This window comes from Microbacterium sp. C-MGS6 (genome assembly GCF_058140415.1).
The window spans coordinates 1,433,879-1,452,396 of sequence record NZ_CM176934.1 but is presented as its reverse complement, the minus strand read 5'-3'; the positions used below and the strand labels follow the sequence as shown (position 1 = coordinate 1,452,396).

Sequence of the window (18,518 nt, the reverse complement as noted above, 5' to 3'; positions counted from 1 at the left end):
CGCACAGGAAGGGCTCCCCCATGTCCGGCATCCACCCCGACATCACCACCGCTTTCGGCAACACGCCGCTCGTCCGCCTCAACCGCGTGACCGAGGGCCTCGGCGCCACCGTGCTCGCCAAGCTCGAGTACTACAACCCGGCGTCCAGCGTGAAGGACCGCATCGGCATCGCCATGATCAATGCGGCGGAGGCCGCGGGTGAGCTCTCCCCCGGCGGCACCATCGTGGAGTCCACGAGCGGCAACACCGGCATCGCCCTCGCCATGGTCGGCGCCGCCCGCGGCTACCGTGTCATCCTCACGATGCCCGCCTCGATGTCGAAGGAGCGCCGTGTGCTGCTCAAGGCGTTCGGCGCGGAGATCGTCCTCACCGACCCCACCAAAGGCATGAAGGGCGCGATCGAGGAGGTCAAGCGCATCGTCGACGAGACCCCTGGCGCGGTCTGGATCCGCCAGTTCGAGAACGCGGCGAATCCGCAGATCCACCGCGAGACCACGGCGCAGGAGATCCTCCGGGACACCGACGGCGCGGTCGACATCTTCATCGCCGGCGTCGGCACGGGCGGGACGGTCACCGGCACAGGCCAGGCGCTGAAGGCGGCGAAGCCCGAGGTCCAGGTCATCGCCGTCGAGCCGAAGGACTCCCCCGTCCTCACCGAGGGGCACCCTGGACCGCACAAGATCCAGGGCATCGGCCCGAACTTCGTGCCCGACGTGCTCGACCGCGAGGTGCTCGACGAGATCATCCCGGCGGAGTTCGAGGACTCGCTGCGCGTGGCCCGCGAGCTCGCGGCGAAGGAGGGTCTGCTGGTCGGCATGTCGTCCGGTGCCGCCGTGTCGGCGGCCCTGACCGTCGCCGCGCGCCCGGAGAACGCCGGCAAGACCATCGTTGTGATCATCCCGGACACCGGCGAGCGGTACCTCTCCACCGCCCTGTTCGAGGACCTGCGCGAGGACTGAGGTCGTCGATGGGCATGATCGGGCGAATGCGCGAGGACATCGCCGCCGCGCGCCTTCGCGATCCGGCCGCGCGCACGGCGATCGAGGTGGCACTGCTCTACCCCGGCCTGCACGCGATCTGGGCGCACCGCGTCTCGCACGCGCTGTGGCGGCGGCGCCTCCGGCTCCTCGCGCGCGCCGGGTCGCAGATCTCCCGGTGGCTGACCGGCGTCGAGATCCACCCCGGAGCCCGGATCGGCCGGCGCTTCTTCATCGACCACGGCATGGGCGTCGTCATCGGCGAGACAGCGGAGATCGGCGATGACGTGCTGATGTACCACGGCGTGACGCTCGGGGGCCGGACACGGGACGTCGGCAAGCGGCACCCCACCCTGCAGGACGGCGTCGCCGTGGGCGCGGGGGCGAAGATCCTCGGCGCCGTCACGGTCGGAGCCCGTTCCGTCGTGGGCGCCAACGCCGTGGTCACCAAGGACGCACCCGCCGACAGCGTGCTCGTCGGCGTTCCCGCGAAGCCGCGCCAGCGGACCGCCGGAGAGGACACCAGGGCCCTGCTGACCGCCCCGGACTACTCCATCTGACGCTCGCCCCGCGGCCGGTGACCTTCGTCACTGCGCGACGAAGAACGGGACGGCGCCGACCAGGATGCCGATCCCCAGCATCACGAGCGACACGATGACCGCGCGCCACAGCACCTTCCGGTGGTGGTCTCCGAGGTTCACCCCGGCGAGCGAGACCAGCAGCAGGATCGCGGGGACCAGCGGACTCTGCAGGTGCACCGGCTGCCCGGTGATCGAGGCCCTGGCCATCTCGACCGGATCGATGCCGAAGTTCGCGGCGCTCTGTGCGAGCACGGGGAGGATGCCGAAGTAGAAGGCGTCGTTCGACATGAAGAACGTGAACGGGATGGACAGCACGCCCGTGATCGGGGCGAGGAACGGTCCGAGCGCGGGTGGCAGCACGGTGGTGATCCAGGTCGCCATCGCGTCGACCATTCCGGTGCCGGAGAGGACTCCCACGAGGACGCCGGCCGCGATGACCATCGATACGACGCCGACGATGCTCGGGGCGTGCGCGACGATCTCCGCCGCCTGATCCTTGATGCCGCGGAAGTTGACGACGAGGGCGACGCCGGCCCCGACCATGAACACGTAGGGCAGCGGAAGGATGTCGACGACCAGGAGCACCATGACGGCGACGGTCAGCAGGAGGTTGAACCAGATCAGCCGCGGGCGCAGGGTGGGGCGGGCCGGATCCAGCATGGTGTCGGCCATCGCCGTATCCGCGGGGTCGACGCTCCCGGCCGCGACCGGGGCGTGTCCGCCGGCGACGACGACGAGGTTGCCGGTGCGCAGCGAGGCGCGCGCCCCCGGCTTGAGCTCGGCGCCGCGGAAGATGCGGGGCACGGAGGCGAGCACACCGCCGTCGGCTCCGGTGAGCCGCCCGTCCGCATCGATCCGCCCCAGACGACGCCGCTCCCCCAGGCCGAGCAGCCAGGCGAAGCCGAGCGTCACGACGATGCCCGCGCCCAGCGCCGGAAGCATCGGCACGAAGATCTCCGTCGGCTGCACGCCGAGCGCGGTCGCGGCGCGCACGGTCGGTCCGCCCCAGGGGACGATGTTGAGCGTGCCGTTCATGAGGCCGGCGACGCAGGTGAGGACGACGGGGCTCATGCCGAGGCGCAGGTAGATGGGCAGCATCGCGGAGGTCGTGATGATGAAGGTCGTCGAGCCGTCGCCGTCGAGGGACACGGCGCCGGCGAGGATCGCGGTCCCGAGCACCACCTTCGCCGGGTCGTCCCCGAGCAACCGCGTGATCAACCGGATGAGCGGGTCGAAGAGGCCGACGTCGATCATGATGCCGAAGAACATGATGGCGAACATCAGCAGCGCCGCCGTGGGCGCCATGGTGCCGATCGAGTCGAGGATCATGTCGCCCAGGCCGAGACCCGCCCCCGCGAACAGCCCGAAGACGGTGGGCACCAGGATCAGCGCCACCATGGGCGTGAGGCGCTTGGTCATGATCAGCGTCATGAACACGAGGACCATCGTGAAGCCGAGGATGACGAGCACCCCCTCCGGCGGTACGAAGGCCACGTCGTAGGTGGGTGCCTCCTCGGCGGCAGCGATCAGCGCGGTCGATGCGTGGAACATGCGTGACTCCTTCGTCGTCGCTCCGTCATCGCTGACGGATCCTGACGAGGCTAGGCAATCCGGAGACGCGGAGCGCGGTATGCCGCATTCCCGGGTATTGTGCGCGTACCGTGACTTCTGCGCATATTGCGCGTCGGGAGCGAGGTGACGATGTCCACGGAGAAGCGGGTCCGGTTCGCGACCCGCGCCCTGTTGCTGCATCTCGCCGCCGTCGCCCTCGCCGTGACGCTGTGCACGGGCGTGTATCTCGCCCTCGCGGTCCAGCAGCTGCGCGCCGAGGCGGAGTCGACGGCACTCGGCATCGCCAGGACCCTGGCGGAGGACGCGCAGGTGCGGGAGACGGTGACCGCCATCTCCGCGTCGGACGACGAGCCGGATGCGGCGGCGCTGCGCGACGGGGAGCTGCAGCAGATCTCCGCCGCCGTCATGGCGCGCACCGGGGCTCTGTTCGTGGTGATCACGGACGACCACGGCATCCGCCTCGCCCACCCCCTGCCGTCGCGGATCGGCGAAGTGGTGAGCACCCCGTTCGCCGAGGTGCTGGCGGGCCACGAGGTGGTCGACTGGCAGACCGGCACGCTCGGCGAGTCGGCACGCGCGAAGGTGCCGGTGCGGGACGATACCGGCACGCCGGTCGGCGAGATCAGCGTCGGGTTCGAGCGCACCGGGGTCTTCGACGACCTCCCGCCCGTGCTCGCCGCGATCGGGCTGACGGCCGCCGGCGCGCTCGCGCTCGCGCTCGCGACCTTCCTTCTCCTCCGCCGCCGCTGGGAGCGGTTGACCCTCGGCGTGCAGCCCGAGGAGCTGGTCGCCCTCGTGCAGAACCAGACGGCGGTGCTGAACGGTGTCGGCGACGGCGTGCTCGCGGTCGACAAGGACGGCGTCGTGCGGGTGAGCAATGCCGCGGCGGATCGGCTCCTCGGGCTCCACGACCCGGTCGGCCGCCGCGTGGGCGAGCTCCCGCTGCCACCGGTCGTACGGGACACGGCCACGGGAGCCCGCGAGCGTGCGGAGGCGGTCGTCGGCGACCGGATGCTCTATCTCGAGTCGAGCGCGGTGCGGCGCGACGGGCAGGAACTCGGTGACGTGCTGATCGTGCGCGACCGCACCGACCTCATCGCCCTCACCGAGCGGCTGGAGGCCGTGCGCACGATGACCTCAGCACTGCGGGTCCAGCGCCACGAGTTCGCCAACCGCCTGCACGTGGCTGCCGGCCTCATCGACGCCGGCCGTGTCGCCGACGCGCGCGCCTTCCTCGACGAGCTGGTGAGCCGCGGTCCCGTGTCGTTCCCCGTCGCCGGCCTCGACCTCGTGGGCGATCCGTTCCTGCACGCATTCCTGGGAGCCAAGGGCGTGGAGGCCGCCGAACGGGGCGTCGCCCTGCGGATCGCGGAGGACACGCAGCTGATCGGCACCGTGCGTCGGGCGGAGGACGTGGCGAGCGTGCTCGGCAATCTCGTCGACAACGCGATCGCCGCCGCCGTCGCGGGCACGAGGGACCCGCGGTGGGTCGAGGTCTCCGCGCTGAGCGACGGCGGCGCGCTCGTCGTCACCGTCTCCGACTCCGGCGCCGGTATCCGGGAGCCCGACCTCCGAGCGCCCGCCGACGACGCGGGAAGCGAGGATCGCGTGCACGGGCACGGTATCGGCCTGCCCCTGGCCACGGAGATCGCCCGCCGGAGCGGCGGCGACCTCTGGATCATCGACCCCGGCGGCACCGACCACGGCGCGGTGTTCGCCGCCCGCATCGGAGATGCCGTCGACCCCACTCCGCATCTCTCGAAGGAGGACCTGTGACGGAACCGCTGCGTGCGCTCATCCTCGACGACGACTTCCGGGTGGCCGACCTGCACCGGGCGGTCGTGGACGACCATCCCGGATACACCGTGACCGGTACCGCGCGCTCCTGTGGCGAGGCTCGCGACCTCGTGCGCTCGACACGCCCCGACCTGCTGCTCGCCGACGTCTACCTCCCCGACGGCGACGGCATCGGACTCGTCCGTGAGGTCCGGGTGGACGCGATCCTCATCTCCGCCGCGGACGACGCGCCCACCGTGCGACGAGCCCTGCGGGCCGGCGCGATCGGCTATCTCGTGAAACCGTTCGACCGTCGCGGACTGACCGGCCTCCTCGACCGGTACCTGCGCTATCGCAACCTGCTCGCGGGTGAGCGGCCCCTCACGCAGGAGGACGTGGACCGGGCGCTCGCGATCCTGCACGGCGGCGGTGAGCCGGTGTCCCTTTCACGCTCGGCCACCGAGCAGCGCGTGCTCGCAGCGCTCGGAGACGGCGAGGCCTCGGCCGCGGAGGTCGCCGAGCGGGTCGGCATCTCACGGGCCACCGCGCAACGGCACCTCGCGGCACTCGCCGCACGGACGATCGTCGAGGTGCGGCTGCGGTACGGATCGACCGGACGGCCCGAGCACCGGTACGCGACGCGCACGTGACGCGGTGGGCGGCCGCTCAGCCCTCGGAGCCCACGGCGGCGAGGCGTGCTTCTTCGTCGGCGGCGATGGCGCTCTCGATGATGGGGTCGAGCGCACCGTCCATGACCTGATCGAGGTTGTACGCCTTGAACCCGGTCCGGTGATCCGCGATCCGGTTCTCCGGGAAGTTGTAGGTACGGATGCGCTCCGAGCGGTCCATGCCGCGGATCTGCGACTTGCGCGCGTCGGAGGCGGCCGCGTCGAGCTCCTCCTGCTGCTTGGCGAGCAGTCGGGCGCGCAGCACGCGCATCGCGGCCTCACGGTTCTGCAACTGCGACTTCTCGTTCTGCATCGACACGACGATGCCGGTCGGCACGTGGGTGATCCGGACCGCGGAGTCGGTGGTGTTCACCGACTGGCCGCCGGGGCCCGAGGAACGGAACACGTCGATCTTCAGATCGTTCTGATCGATCTGGATCTCCTCGGGCTCTTCCACCTCGGGGAACACGAGCACGCCGGTCGTGGACGTGTGGATGCGTCCCTGCGACTCCGTGGCCGGCACCCGCTGCACGCGGTGCACGCCGCCCTCGTACTTCAGGTGCGCCCAGACGCCCTGTGCAGGGTCGGACGAAGAGCCCTTGATGGCGACCTGGACGTCCTTGTAGCCGCCGAGGTCGGACTCGTTGCGCTCGAGCAGCTCGGTCTTCCACCCCTTGGACGCGGCGTACTGCACGTACATGCGCAGCAGGTCCGCGGCGAACAACGCCGACTCGGCGCCGCCCTCCCCCGCCTTGATCTCCATGATCACGTCGCGGGCGTCGTCGGGGTCGCGCGGGATGAGGAGTCGTCGGAGGCGCTCCTGCGCGGTCTGCACGCCCTCCTCCAGCGCGGGGACCTCGGCGGCGAACGCCTCGTCCTCCCTGGCGAGCTCGCGCGCCGCCTCCAGATCATCGACGGCGCCCGTCCACGCCTCGTGCGCCGCGACGATGCGTGACAGCTCGGCGTACCGACGGTTGACACGCTTGGCGCGGGCCGCGTCGGCGTGCACCGCCGGGTCGGAGAGCTCCTCCTGGACCCGGCGATGCTCGTCGATCAGAGTCTGGACGGACTCGAACACGTCGGGCCTCAGCGGATGTTGTTGTCGTGCCCGTGGGCGCCCGAGGGCAGCGTCGGGATCGACTTCTGCATCTGAACGAGGAACTCCACGTTGGAGTGGGTCTCCTTGAGCTTGCCGAGCACGACCTCCAGCGCCTGCTGCGGGTCGAGGCCGGCGAGAGCGCGGCGCAGCTTCCAGGTGATCTTGACCTCGTCGGCGGAGAGGAGCATCTCCTCGCGGCGGGTGCTGGACGCGTTCACGTCCACCGCCGGGAAGATGCGCTTGTCGGCGAGCTGGCGGGACAGGCGCAGCTCGCTGTTGCCGGTGCCCTTGAACTCCTCGAAGATGACCTCGTCCATCTTGGAGCCGGTCTCGACGAGCGCGGTGGCGAGGATCGTGAGGGATCCGCCGTTCTCGATGTTGCGGGCGGCACCGAAGAAGCGCTTCGGCGGGTAGAGCGCGGATGCGTCGACGCCACCGGTGAGGACGCGGCCGGACGCCGGAGCGGCCAGGTTGTACGCGCGTCCGAGGCGGGTGATCGAGTCGAGCAGCACGACCACGTCGCGGCCCAGCTCGACGAGGCGCTTGGCGCGCTCGATCGCGAGCTCGGCGACCGTCGTGTGGTCTTCGGCTGGCCGGTCGAAGGTGGAGGCGATGACCTCGCCCTTCACCGTGCGCTCCATGTCGGTGACCTCTTCGGGGCGCTCGTCGACGAGCACGACCATGAGGTGCACCTCGGGGTTGTTCTGCGCGATCGCGTTGGCGATCTGCTGCAGGACGATCGTCTTGCCGGCCTTGGGCGGCGCGACGATCAGGCCGCGCTGGCCCTTGCCGATCGGTGCGACGAGGTCGATGATGCGCTGCGTCAGCTTCTCCGGAGCCGTCTCCAGGCGCAGACGCTCCTGCGGGTAGAGCGGCGTGAGCTTGCCGAACTCCACGCGGGTGGCCGCGTCGTCGACCGAGAGGCCGTTGATGGAGTCGACCTTGACGAGGGCGTTGTACTTCTGGCGGCCCTGCTGCTCGCCTTCGCGCGGCTGCTTGATGGAGCCGACGACCGCGTCGCCCTTGCGGAGGTTGTACTTCTTGACCTGGCCGAGCGAGACGTAGACGTCGCTGGGCCCGGCGAGGTAGCCGGTGGTGCGCACGAAGGCGTAGTTGTCGAGCACGTCGAGGATGCCGGCGATCGGGATGAGGACGTCGTCCTCGGTGATCTCGGTCTCGAACTCGTCGACCGGGCCGGCGCCGCGACGCTTGTTGCGCTGACGGTTGCGCCCGTTGCCGTTGCCGGACTGGTCGTCGTCGGCCGGTGCGTTCTGCGCCTGCTCCTGACCGCCGCCCTGCCCGCGGCCGCGGTTGCGGTTGCGGTTGCGGCTGCGGCCTCGACCACCCTGCTCGTCGCCGTTGTCTCCCTCGCCGGACGTGTCCTTCGCGGGGGCGTCCGCCTCGGCCTCGTTCTTCGCGGCAGCGCCGTCGTTCTTCGGCTCGTTCTTCGCCGCGTCGTTCTTGGTGCGGCCGCCCTGGGCGGTGCCCGCGTCGGTCGTCTCGGTCGCGCCGTCGGCCGGTGCCGCCTCGGCCTTCTCGGTCTTCGCCTCGGGGGCCTCGGCGTCCGCCTTCTTCGTGCGACGGCCGCGTCCGGACTTCGGGGCCTCGGCCGGCGCCTCGGCGGCCTCGGCAGCAGGCGCCGGCTCGGCGGCGGCGGTCTCGGCGGGGGCCTCGGCGTCCGCCTTCTTCGCGCGGGTGCGGCGCGGAGCCTTCGCCTTGGGCGCGGCTTCTGCCCCCTCGGCGGAGTCGCCGGCAGCGGCGGGAGCATCGGCGGTGCCGGACTCCTCCGCCTTGGCGGCCTTGGCAGCGGCCGTCGCGGTGCTCGCCCGGCGCGGCGCGCGCTTCTTGGCCGGAGCGGACTCGGTCGCCTGCGCGGCGACGGGGGCGTCGGCGGTCGGAGCCGCCTGATCGTTCTGGGTCTCGGAGAGGTTCTCCACGAGTACTCCCTTATAGGTCATGGGAAATGAGCGTGAACGCGCACAACGGGTGCTGCGCACGATCGCACGGGCTGACGCTCGGCGTCAGCCAGCCTCGGCACTTGGGCCTCAGGGGTTTGCGTGCGGGTCTTGCAAGAGATGCAATGGGGCCAGATTCACGAATGCTACGTGGAGCCCTCCGCTCGATCCCCCACTGTACCACCACGGACGTCGACGGCGAGCAGAAGCGCCTCCCACGGGGTGTCGGTCACCCGGTTGGCCAGCTCCACGGCGTCCAGACGACTGCCCGGACCGTCCGCGAGCACGAGCACACTGGGGCCGGCCCCGGAGACGACGGCGGCGAATCCGGCGGCCCGCAGCGCCTGCACGAGGCGCTGCGTCTCGGGCATGGCGCCGGCGCGATAGTCCTGGTGCAGGCGGTCGGCGGTCGCGTCCAGCAGCAGCTCCGGGCTCTGCATCAGCGCCGCGATGAGCAGAGCCGACCGGGACACGTTGAACACGGCGTCGGCCGTGGAGACGTGCGGCGGCTGCAGCGAGCGGGCCTGCGAGGTCGACATCGTGTACGCGGGGACGAGGACCAGGGGCGAGACGCCCCGATGCACGAGGAGCTTCTTGTGCTGCGGACCCCGCTCCCCCATCCACGCGATCGTGAGCCCGCCGAACAGCGCGGGCGCCACGTTGTCCGGATGGCCCTCCAGCTCGGTCGCGAGGCGCAGCAGATCGGTGTCGGAGAGGTCGACGTCGCCGGCCAGCAGCCCCTTCGCCGCGAGCACGCCGGCCGCGACGGCCGCACCGGAGGACCCCAGGCCGCGGCCGTGCGGGACCGCGTTCTCGGCCACGATGCGCAGGCCGGGCATCGGCCTGCCGACGTCCGCGAAGACGTAGGCGATCGTCCGGACGATGAGGTTGGACGCATCCCGGGGGATGTCGGCGGCGCCCGAACCGGAGACCTCGATCTCGAGCTCCCCCTCCGGCAGAGCGGTCACCTCGAGACGGTCGTAGATGCTCAGGGCCAGGCCGAGCGTGTCGAAGCCGGGGCCGAGGTTGGCGCTCGTCGCCGGCACCGTCACCTCGACCGTGCGGCCGATGCGGGCGCCGTGCTCCTCGGGAGCGGGAGCCGTAGCCGTCACCGTGGTCACTCGCCTTCCACCCGGAGGACGGAGACCACGCGGGCGACGACATCGCTGTCGGCCAGCACGTCCACCGTGTCGCTGAGGGCCTGCTCGGTCGCACGGTGCGTGCCGATGATGAGGCGAGCGGTCGGCTCGTCCTCGCCCTCGACGGTCTGGACGACGGTCGCGACGGACACTCCGCCGTCGCTGAGGATGCCCGCCACGGTCGCGAGCACGCCGGGGGCGTCGGAGACCTCGAGGGTGATCTGATACCGCGTGGTGACGTGGCCGATGGGCACGACGGGGAGATTCGCCCGGGTGGACTCGCCCACGCCGACGCCGCCCGCGATATGCCGACGCGCAGCGGAGACGACGTCGCCGAGGACGGCCGAGGCCGTCTGCACGCCGCCGGCGCCCGCCCCGTAGAACATGAGAGAGCCGGCGGCCTCCGCCTCGACGAAGACGGCGTTGTTGGCACCGTGCACGGAGGCGAGCGGGTGGGACACGGGGACGAGGGCCGGGTAGACCCGCACCGAGATGGACTCGGCGCCGTTCGCCTCGATCCGCTCGCAGACGGCGAGCAGCTTGATGACGAAGCCGGCCGCGCGGGCCTCCTCGATCATCGACGCGGTGATCGAGGTGATGCCCTCGCGATGCACCGCCTCCAGCGGCACCGCGGTGTGGAAGGCGAGGCTGGCAAGGATCGCGGCCTTCTGCGCGGCGTCGTAGCCCTCCACGTCGGCGGTGGGGTCGGCCTCCGCATACCCCAGGCGCTGCGCGTCGGCGAGCACGTCGGCGAAGTCGGCGCCCTCGGTGTCCATCCGGTCGAGGATGTAGTTCGTGGTGCCGTTGACGATGCCCATGATGCGCACGACGCGGTCGCCGGCGAGCGAGTCGCGCAGCGGACGGATGATCGGGATGGCGCCGGCGGCCGCCGCCTCGTAGTACACCGATGCGCCGACGCGATCCGCGGCCTCGAACAGCTCCGGCCCGTGGGTCGCCAGCAGCGCCTTGTTGGCGGTGACCACGTCGGCGCCGGAGCCGATGGCCTGGAGGATGTTGGTGCGGGCGGGCTCGATCCCGCCGATCAGCTCGATCACGATGTCGGCGCCGAGGATGAGCGACTCGGCATCGGTCGTGAAGAGCTCCTTCGGCAGCTCGACGTCGCGGGGCGCGTCGAGGTTGCGCACCGCGATGCCCGCCAGCTCCAGCGCGGCACCCGCGCGGTCGGCCAGCTCGTCGCCGTGGCGGAGCAGGAGGGCCGCCACCTGGGAGCCGACGGCTCCGGCGCCCAGCAGCGCCACGCGAAGTCGTCTGTAGTCAGTCATGGGTGCTCCTTCTGGGGTGGGTCATCGTGCTCCCTCGGGGGCGTGCGCCCCGTCGATGCCCGCGTCGCGGGCCAGCAGGTCGTGGACGGTCTCGCCGCGGACGATCACCCGCGAGCGACCCTCGCGCACCGCCACGATCGGCGGCCGCGGGACGTGGTTGTAGTTGCTCGCGAGAGAGGCGCAGTACGCGCCCGTCGCCGGCACCGCGAGCAGGTCCCCCGGGGTGACGTCGCCGGGCAGATATTCGTGATCGACGACGATGTCGCCGGACTCGCAGTGCTTGCCGACCACCCGGCTCAACTGCGGGTCGCCCGTGCCCGCGCGCGAGGCCAGGCGGGCGGAGTAGCTGGCGCCGTAGAGGGCCGTGCGGGCGTTGTCACTCATCCCGCCGTCGACGCTGACGTAACGCCGGGTCGCCCCCGAGGCGACCGTGACGTCCTTCGTCGTGCCGACCTCGTAGAGCGTCACGCCCGCGGTGCCGACGATCGCACGCCCGGGCTCGAACGACAGCGCCGGCACGGGGATGCCGCGCGCCGCGCAGCCCTCGGCCACCGCCGCGACGATGCCGCCGGCGAGCTCGTCGATGGGGGTGGGGTCGTCGATGCGGGTGTAGGCGATGCCGAACCCGCCGCCGAGGTTCAGCTGCGGCACGGGGCCGTCCTCGAGGAGGGCGGCGTGCAGTTCGAGCACGCGGGAGGCGGACTCGCGGAAGCCGGCCACGCCGAAGATCTGGGAGCCGATGTGGCAGTGCAGTCCGGCGAACTCCAGCCCGGGGATCTCGCGGATCCGTGCCACGGCGACCTCCGCCTCGGCGAGCGGGAAGCCGAACTTCTGGTCCTCGTGCGCCGTGGCGAGGAAGTCGTGGGTCTCGGCGTGGACGCCGCTGATGACCCGGACCATGACGCGCTGCACGGCGTCGGTGCGGGCGGTGATGGCGGCCAGGCGCTCGATCTCGATCGCGCTGTCGACGACGATCGTCCCCACGCCGAGGGCGACCGCGCGCTCGAGCTCGGCGACCGACTTGTTGTTGCCGTGGAAGCCGAGCGAGGCCGGAGCGACCCCCGCGGCGAGGGCGACTTCGAGCTCGCCGCCGGTGCACACGTCGATGCGGAGCCCCTCGTCGACGACCCACCGGGCGACCGTCGTGCACAGGAACGCCTTGCCCGCGTAGTACACCTGCGCGGTCGTGCCGTGGGCGGAGGCGGCGCGGTCGAAAGCGTCGCGGAAGGCCCTGGCGCGGCGGCGCACCTCGTCTTCGTCGAGCACGAGGAGCGGCGTGCCGTAGGCCCGGACCAGCTCCGGCGCCGTCACACCCGCCAGCACGAGGGCTCCGTCCTCGTCGCGCTCCGTGGAGGACGGCCAGACCCCGACCGCGAGATCGTTCGGGTCGTCGGGGACGACGAGCCAATCCGGAGCGAGCGTGGCGGCAGAGTCGAGCACGGAACACCAATCGTGGGACGGATCTCGGGCGGAGGCGCACATCGAGTTGCCCCGATTCTAGGGCACCCCCTGTCCCCGCCTGGTCATGGTGACACGCCGCGTCAACCCCCTGGGGAGGGGTGCCGAGCGGCTCATAGGGTGGGGGCGTGGCAGACACCGACACGCGAGACTCCGAGAACCGTTCCGCAGCCCCGGCCCGACCGGGACTCGTCGCCCGCATCACGGGACCGGTGATCGCTTGGGCCCTGGCCCGGCGCCCGGTCAGGGCGGTGCTGCTGTACTCCGAGCGCCGCGGTCCGATGCTCGCCGACAGCGTGACCTACCGGGCCCTGTTCAGCGTCTTCGCCGGCGTGCTCCTCGGCTTCTCCCTCGCGGCCCTCTGGCTCTCCGGAAACCCGGAGGCCTGGCGCGCGATCATCGACGCCGTGCAGTCCGCGGTCCCCGGGCTCATCGGCGAGGGCGGTGTCATCAATACGAAGGACCTCCGGACTCCGGCGTCGTTCTCGATCGCCGGCATCATCTCCCTCGTCGCGCTGGTCGGTGCCGCGCTCGGCGCCATCGGCTCGCTCCGCACGGCCATCCGGACCATCGCCGGCACGATCCAGGCGGACATCCTGTGGATCTGGGTCATCGTCCGCAACCTGCTTCTCGGCATCGGCATCGGCCTCGCGTTCGTGCTCGCCGCCGGGATCACCTTCATCGGACAGCTCGGGGTGACCTGGATCGGCGACCTGCTCGGGGTGCCGTCGGATTCGCCTCTGCTCGCCTGGACGGTCCGGATCCTGTCGCTCCTCGTGGTGTTCATCCTCGACGCGGCTCTGATCGTGGGGGCCTTCCTCCTGCTGTCCGGCGTCCGACCCGCTGCGCGGTCGTTGTGGAGCGGCGCCTTCCTCGGCGCCTTCGGTCTGATCGTGCTGCAGCAGCTCTCCGGGCTCTTCGTCGGCGGTGCGACGAGCAACCCCCTGCTCGCCTCGTTCGCCTCGCTCCTGGCGCTGCTGATCTGGCTCCAGCTGTCCACCCAGGTCATCCTCGTCTCGTGCGCCTACATCGTCACGGCCGAGGAGGAGCGCGGCGACCGCCTGCACGAGCGGTTCGGCGCACGGACGTTCGTCCAACGGCGGCTGCAGCGCGCCGAGGTGGACGTCAAGATCGCCACAGCCGAGCTGCGTGACGCCCAGCGTGCGGCGGCCGAGGAGAACGGCACCGCCGAGAAGGCGACCGAGAAAGACTGACCATCCTCGTTGTGACCGCCGTCGATATGGTGGTCACAACGAGAGGGGACGCATGTCCGCACCACGACGGCACACCGTCACCGTTCCCGGCGCGCGGGTGTCGGTCGCGGAATGGTGCCCCGCGGCGGAGACGCAGCCGCCCGCGCTCCTTCTGCACGGCGGCGGCGCCGACAGTGCAGAACTCTCCTGGGGCGAGGTCGGACCGGCGTTGGCGGCCGCCGGACACCGCGTCGTGGCACCGGACCACCCCGGGTTCGGGCGCAGTCCGCGCCTCGAAGCGCCGCTGACGCAGGAGCGCCTGGTGCAGTACGTCGGCGACCTCGTCGATGCCCTCGACCTGCAGGCCTACGTCGTCGGCGGACTCTCCCTGGGTGCCGGGTTGGCGTTGGGCCACCTCCTCGACCGCCCGGACGCTGCGCTCTCCGCCGCCCTCCTCGGCAGCTACGGGCTGATGCCACGGCTGACGGACGGACGCCTCGGTGCCCTCTCGCACCTGTCGACATTCCTGCTCCTGCGTTCGGGGCTGCTCGGCGCCATGACACGCGCCTACGCGCGCGACCGTAAGGCGATGATGCGCGGCCTCCAGGATCTCGTGCACTCCCCGGACGCCCGCAACCCGGCTCTCGTCGATGCGGTGCTCGCCGAGGCAGCGACCGGATCGGGTCTCACGACGTTCGGCGACTGGCAGCGGGATCAGGTGCGACCGCTGCGACTCCGCACCGACTACCGCGACCGGCTCGCCGAGATCCGGGTCCCCGTCCTGCTCGTGCACGGCGACCGGGATTCCGGCGTGCCTCTTCGGAGGATCGAGGAGGCGGCGGACGCGCTGCCGGCCGGCCGGCTCCTGGTGGCACCGGGAGCCGGACACTGGGTGCAACGCGACCGCCCCGACCTCGTGATCCCCGCCCTCCGGGACTGGTTCGCCCGAGGCTCCGATGCCTAGGCCGCTCGTGCCCGACCGGCGCGCTCGCATCCTCGATGCCGCGGAGCGGATGGTGCTGACCCACGGGTTCGATGCCATGAGCGTCGCCGCGATCGCACGCGCGGCCGGCATCGGCAAGGGCGCGGTCTACCTGGAGTTCGCGGCGAAGCGCGACATCCTCGACGCGCTGCTCCAGCGCGGCACGTCTCGGATCGCCGATGCGGTCGCCCGTACCGCAGGACCGCAGCCCTCGCTCAGTGCCCTCTACCGCGCCACAGCTGCTGCCCTGCTCGGCGACGAGCTCATGACGGCCGCGTTCCTCGACGACGCGGGAGTGCTCGGTGCGCACGTCGCCGCGCAGCCACCCGCCCGGTACCGGATGCGTCACGAACAGGTCGTCGCCGGGATCCGTGAGCTGCAGGAGCAGGGCCGGATCGTGCCGGACGTGGAGCCCGAGGCCCTGGCTCTCGCGTTGTCCAGTGCCACGCTCGGCCTGCTCTCCGCGGCCCGCACCCTGGGGCCCCTCGATCGCGCGACGCTGGAGAGCGCCATCGACACGGTCGGCCGCATGGCCGCGAGCTTCGAGACGGAGTGACATGCATCACGAGACGACAGGCTCCGCAGGAACCCCTCCCCTCCTCCTGCTGCACGGGGGCGGGGTCGCCGGCTGGATGTGGGAGCCGCTGCGCAGTCACCTCGACCCCGCACGGCGGGTCATCCTCCCGGATCTTCCGGGACACGGTGGCAGCGCGACAGCGGACTACGTGTCGCACGAGGAGACGGTCGCGGCGCTCGTCCCGCTGCTGGAGCAGGAGACGCAACCGGCGACCGTCGTCGGGTTCTCCCTCGGCGCCCAGCTCGCCGTCCTGCTCGCGGCACGACGACCGGACCTCGTCGCCGACGCCGTGGTCATCAGCGCTCAGGCGGAACCGCTGCGCGCCGTCGGCCCGACCCTCGCGCTGCTCCGCCTCACGGCAGGGCTCGCCAGGAACGAGCGCTTCGCCCGCCTTCAGGCCCGCGAGCTGTTCATTCCCGACGCGCTGCTCCCCCGCTATCTGGAGACCTCCGCGGCCATCTCGCGCACGACCCTGCTGCGCGCGGTAGAGGAGAACCTCCGTTTCACGCCTCCGCCCGCGTGGCGCGCGCATCCCGGCACCGCCCTGATCCTGGTCGGTGCGGAGGAGAAGCCGATGATGCGCCGCTCCGCCGCGCTGCTGGACCGGGTGCATCCCCGCAGCACCCTCGAGGTCGCCGAGGGGTGCGGACACGGCATCCCCCTGCAACGGCCGGCGGAGCTCGCCGCGCGTCTGGAGGAGCGCCTGGCCACCTGACCGGTGCGTGACCGCTCAGCGGTCGCAGGTATCCTTCTCCTGGAGCGTCTCGTCCGTGACGATCGCCCCGTCCACGTCGATGTCGATCACGGCCTGGTCGTCGACGATCTCGATTCCCGTCAGGGTGAGGCCGGCCGGCAGCTGGTCCGCGATGCAGACGCGCCGCGGTTCGGTGATCCCCTCGCCGAGGGAGCCGAACGACGAGCCCACACGATCGAGATCGATGTCGACGCCGCCGATGCTCGCCGCCACCGGGGTGAGTTCGAGGTCGCCCTCGACAGCCCCGGGGGTCAGGGTCACGGATACCGGCACCGCGGTGCCGAGCACGTCGAACGAGCCGCCGAGGGTCGCGTTCGGTGCCACGAACTCCACGGTGTCGACAGGGAGTTCCGAGTCGGCGAGCAGAGCGGTGAACTGCTCCTGGTCGATGCGGATGGTGCCGTCCGCGCCGTCGAGGTCGCCGCCCCGCAGCGGAACGCCCGTCGCCGTGACGTCGGCGGCACCGGTGATGCCCTGCAGCGTGACGGCCTCCGTCGACAGGCGCAGGGTGTCGAGACGACCGGCGAGGAGCTGTGGGAGGAGGATCCCCTCGGTCTCGACGTCCAGCTGCTGGTCGGCAGGGAGGTCGAGCTGCTCGATGACGATCGATCGGACGACACCGGGCAGCACCGCACGGGCGACGAACTCGGCCGCGACCACGAGGGCGGCGAGCACGACCACGACGATGAGCACGACCCACGGCCACCGCCGGCGACGACGTCCGGCACCGCCCCGACCGTCCGCCGCGTCCGGGACCACGAGCGTCGGGTGCTCGTCCGAGGGCTTCGGATACGGGAGGGTGTGGTTGTCGTCGCTCATGGCGCTCCTACATGCGCTCGGGCGCGGACACGCCGAGCAGGTCGAGTCCGTTGCGGAAGACCTGGCCGGCGGCATCGTTCAGCCACAGGCGCGTGCGGTGCACGTCCTCCACCGGGGCGTCGCTCAGCGGGATCACCCGGCAGTTGTCGTACCAGCGGTGGTACAGGCCGGCGAGCTCCTCCAGATAGCGCGCGACGCGGTGCGGCTCGCGCACCTCGGCCGCGAACGCCACGATGCGGGGGAACTCCTGGAGCGCGCCCAGCAGCGCCGCCTCGGTCTCGTGCGTGAGCGTCTCCGGGGCGAAGACGGAGCGGTCGACGCCGGAGTCGGCGGCATTGCGCGCGACGTTGTGGGTACGGGCGTGTGCGTACTGCACGTAGAACACCGGGTTGTCGTTCGTGCGCTTCTGCAGCAGCTCCGGGTCGAGGTCGAGCGGCGAGTCGGCGGGCGAGCGCTCCAGCGAGTAGCGCAGCGCGTCCGTGCCGAGCCAGTCGAGCAGGTCGTCCATCTCGATGATGTTGCCGGCACGCTTGCTGAGGCGGGCGCCGTTGATCGAGACCATCTGGCCGATCAGCACCTGGATGTTCTTCGCGGGGTCGTCCCCCGCCGCCCCCGCAACCGCCTTGAGGCGGTGCACGTAGCCGTGGTGGTCGGCGCCCAGCAGGTAGATCTTGTCGCGGAAGCCACGGTCGCCCTTGTTCAGGTAGTAGGCGGCGTCGGCGGCGAAGTACGTGTACTCGCCGTTCGAGCGGCGGATCACGCGGTCCTTGTCGTCGCCGAAGTCCGTCGTGCGCACCCATACGGCGCCGTCCTCGTCGAACACATGGCCCTGCTCGCGCAGACGGTCGACGGCTTGGTCGATCAGGCTCGATCCCGAGGCGTCCTTCGCGTGGAGGGTGCGCTCGGAGAACCACACGTCGAACGGCACGTTGAAGCGCTCGAGCGAGTTCTTGATCTCCGCGAGCTGGTACTCGTAGCCGAGCTCGCGGGCGACCGTGAGCTGCTCCTCCTCCGGGAGATCGAGCAGGTCGGGACGCGCTTCGAGCACGCGACCGGCGAGCGTCGCGATGTACTGCCCCGGGTAGCCGCCCTCCGGCGTGGGCTCCCCCTTGGCCGCGGCCAGCACGGACGCGGCGAAGCGGTCCATCTGCACGCCCGCGTCGTTGATGTAGTACTCACGGACCGCGCGGGCGCCGCTCGCGAGGAGCAGGCGCACGATCGCGTCGCCGAGGGCGGCCCAGCGCGTGTGCGCGATGTGGAGAGGACCGGTGGGGTTGGCCGAGACGAACTCGACGTTCACGCTGACTCCCTCCTGCGAGGAGTTCGTCCCGTAGGCGGGACCGGCGTCGACGATGACCTTCGCGAGCGCACCGGCGGCGGCGGCGTCGAGACGGATGTTGAGGAAGCCCGGACCGGCGACCTCCACGCTCGCGATACCGTCCACATCGGCCAGTCCGCCGGCGATCTGCTGGGCGAGTTCACGCGGGTTCGTGCCGAAGGGCTTGGCCAGGCGCATGGCGATGTTCGAGGCCCAGTCGCCGTGGTCGCGGTTACGCGGGCGCTCCAGCACGATGTCGGCGGCGGAGAGGTCGAACGGCTCGCCCGGACGTCGTTCCTCGGCGATGGGGGCGAGGACGGCGAGGAGGGCGTGGGCGAGCGTTTCAGGATTCATAGACTCCCCAGTT

The 18,518-nt window shown here is 71.4% G+C and carries 16 protein-coding genes; 8 read left to right on the top strand and 8 right to left on the bottom strand.

Going from position 1 to position 18,518, the window contains the following annotated elements; genetic code table 11:
* Nucleotides 1-20 precede the first annotated feature (20 nt).
* On the top strand, nt 21-959 hold the full coding sequence (cysK, locus tag AC3B5L_RS06925) for a cysteine synthase A (RefSeq protein ID WP_490096339.1): 939 nt from the start codon (nt 21-23) through the stop codon (nt 957-959).
* 8 nt (nt 960-967) lie between these two features.
* Nucleotides 968-1,537 (top strand): serine O-acetyltransferase EpsC, encoded by a 570-nt coding sequence (gene epsC, locus AC3B5L_RS06920; RefSeq protein ID WP_292797914.1) that lies wholly within the window; start codon nt 968-970, stop codon nt 1,535-1,537.
* Between the two features lie 27 nt (nt 1,538-1,564).
* Here the strand turns inward: epsC and AC3B5L_RS06915 are convergent, their stop codons facing one another.
* Complete coding sequence (locus tag AC3B5L_RS06915; protein ID WP_187663813.1) at nt 1,565-3,109, bottom strand: CitMHS family transporter; 1,545 nt, start codon at nt 3,107-3,109, stop codon at nt 1,565-1,567.
* Nucleotides 3,110-3,259: 150 nt separating this feature from the next.
* Between AC3B5L_RS06915 and AC3B5L_RS06910 the strand changes: the two genes are divergently transcribed.
* Together AC3B5L_RS06910 and AC3B5L_RS06905 are read left to right on the top strand one after the other, a co-directional pair.
* A complete protein-coding gene (locus tag AC3B5L_RS06910; protein WP_490096338.1) occupies nt 3,260-4,906 on the top strand; it encodes a sensor histidine kinase in 1,647 nt (548 codons plus the stop codon).
* Complete coding sequence (locus AC3B5L_RS06905; RefSeq protein WP_259954985.1) at nt 4,903-5,556, top strand: response regulator; 654 nt, start codon at nt 4,903-4,905, stop codon at nt 5,554-5,556. The genes AC3B5L_RS06910 and AC3B5L_RS06905 overlap by 4 nt, the downstream gene beginning before the upstream one ends.
* A 16-nt stretch (nt 5,557-5,572) precedes the next feature.
* Here AC3B5L_RS06905 and prfA read toward each other — a convergent pair whose 3' ends face one another.
* The 5 genes from prfA to lysA all read right to left on the bottom strand — a co-directional run bounded on the left by prfA (nt 5,573) and on the right by lysA (nt 12,490).
* Nucleotides 5,573-6,652: a peptide chain release factor 1 gene (gene prfA, locus AC3B5L_RS06900; RefSeq protein WP_259954983.1), complete on the bottom strand. Its 1,080-nt coding sequence runs from the start codon at nt 6,650-6,652 to the stop codon at nt 5,573-5,575.
* A gap of 8 nt (nt 6,653-6,660) precedes the next feature.
* Nucleotides 6,661-8,610, bottom strand: a complete 1,950-nt coding sequence (gene rho / locus AC3B5L_RS06895; protein ID WP_490096396.1) for a transcription termination factor Rho — start codon at nt 8,608-8,610, stop codon at nt 6,661-6,663.
* A 164-nt stretch (nt 8,611-8,774) separates the two neighbouring features.
* Nucleotides 8,775-9,740, bottom strand: coding sequence for a homoserine kinase (thrB, locus tag AC3B5L_RS06890; RefSeq protein ID WP_268776566.1), 966 nt, complete (start codon nt 9,738-9,740; stop codon nt 8,775-8,777).
* 5 nt (nt 9,741-9,745) lie between these two features.
* The gene (locus tag AC3B5L_RS06885; RefSeq protein WP_187663808.1) at nt 9,746-11,050 is read right to left on the bottom strand and encodes a homoserine dehydrogenase; all 1,305 of its coding nucleotides are present in this window, start codon (nt 11,048-11,050) and stop codon (nt 9,746-9,748) included.
* A gap of 21 nt (nt 11,051-11,071) precedes the next feature.
* Nucleotides 11,072-12,490, bottom strand: coding sequence for a diaminopimelate decarboxylase (gene lysA / locus AC3B5L_RS06880; protein ID WP_259954977.1), 1,419 nt, complete (start codon nt 12,488-12,490; stop codon nt 11,072-11,074).
* A 146-nt stretch (nt 12,491-12,636) separates the two neighbouring features.
* Between lysA and AC3B5L_RS06875 the strand changes: the two genes are divergently transcribed.
* From AC3B5L_RS06875 to AC3B5L_RS06860, 4 genes are read left to right on the top strand one after another with little or no spacing between them, the layout of a single operon-like run.
* On the top strand, nt 12,637-13,722 hold the full coding sequence (locus AC3B5L_RS06875) for a YihY/virulence factor BrkB family protein (RefSeq protein WP_490096337.1): 1,086 nt from the start codon (nt 12,637-12,639) through the stop codon (nt 13,720-13,722).
* A 52-nt stretch (nt 13,723-13,774) separates the two neighbouring features.
* Nucleotides 13,775-14,665: an alpha/beta fold hydrolase gene (locus tag AC3B5L_RS06870; protein WP_259954974.1), complete on the top strand. Its 891-nt coding sequence runs from the start codon at nt 13,775-13,777 to the stop codon at nt 14,663-14,665.
* Nucleotides 14,658-15,239 (top strand): TetR/AcrR family transcriptional regulator, encoded by a 582-nt coding sequence (locus AC3B5L_RS06865; protein WP_259954972.1) that lies wholly within the window; start codon nt 14,658-14,660, stop codon nt 15,237-15,239. The genes AC3B5L_RS06870 and AC3B5L_RS06865 overlap by 8 nt, the downstream gene beginning before the upstream one ends.
* Before the next feature lies 1 nt (nt 15,240).
* Nucleotides 15,241-15,975 (top strand): alpha/beta fold hydrolase, encoded by a 735-nt coding sequence (locus AC3B5L_RS06860; RefSeq protein ID WP_187663803.1) that lies wholly within the window; start codon nt 15,241-15,243, stop codon nt 15,973-15,975.
* 15 nt (nt 15,976-15,990) lie between these two features.
* Here AC3B5L_RS06860 and AC3B5L_RS06855 read toward each other — a convergent pair whose 3' ends face one another.
* The gene (locus tag AC3B5L_RS06855) at nt 15,991-16,833 is read right to left on the bottom strand and encodes an LmeA family phospholipid-binding protein (RefSeq protein ID WP_259954970.1); all 843 of its coding nucleotides are present in this window, start codon (nt 16,831-16,833) and stop codon (nt 15,991-15,993) included.
* A 7-nt stretch (nt 16,834-16,840) separates the two neighbouring features.
* The gene (gene argS, locus AC3B5L_RS06850; protein ID WP_187663801.1) at nt 16,841-18,505 is read right to left on the bottom strand and encodes an arginine--tRNA ligase; all 1,665 of its coding nucleotides are present in this window, start codon (nt 18,503-18,505) and stop codon (nt 16,841-16,843) included.
* Nucleotides 18,506-18,518: the final 13 nt, after the last annotated feature.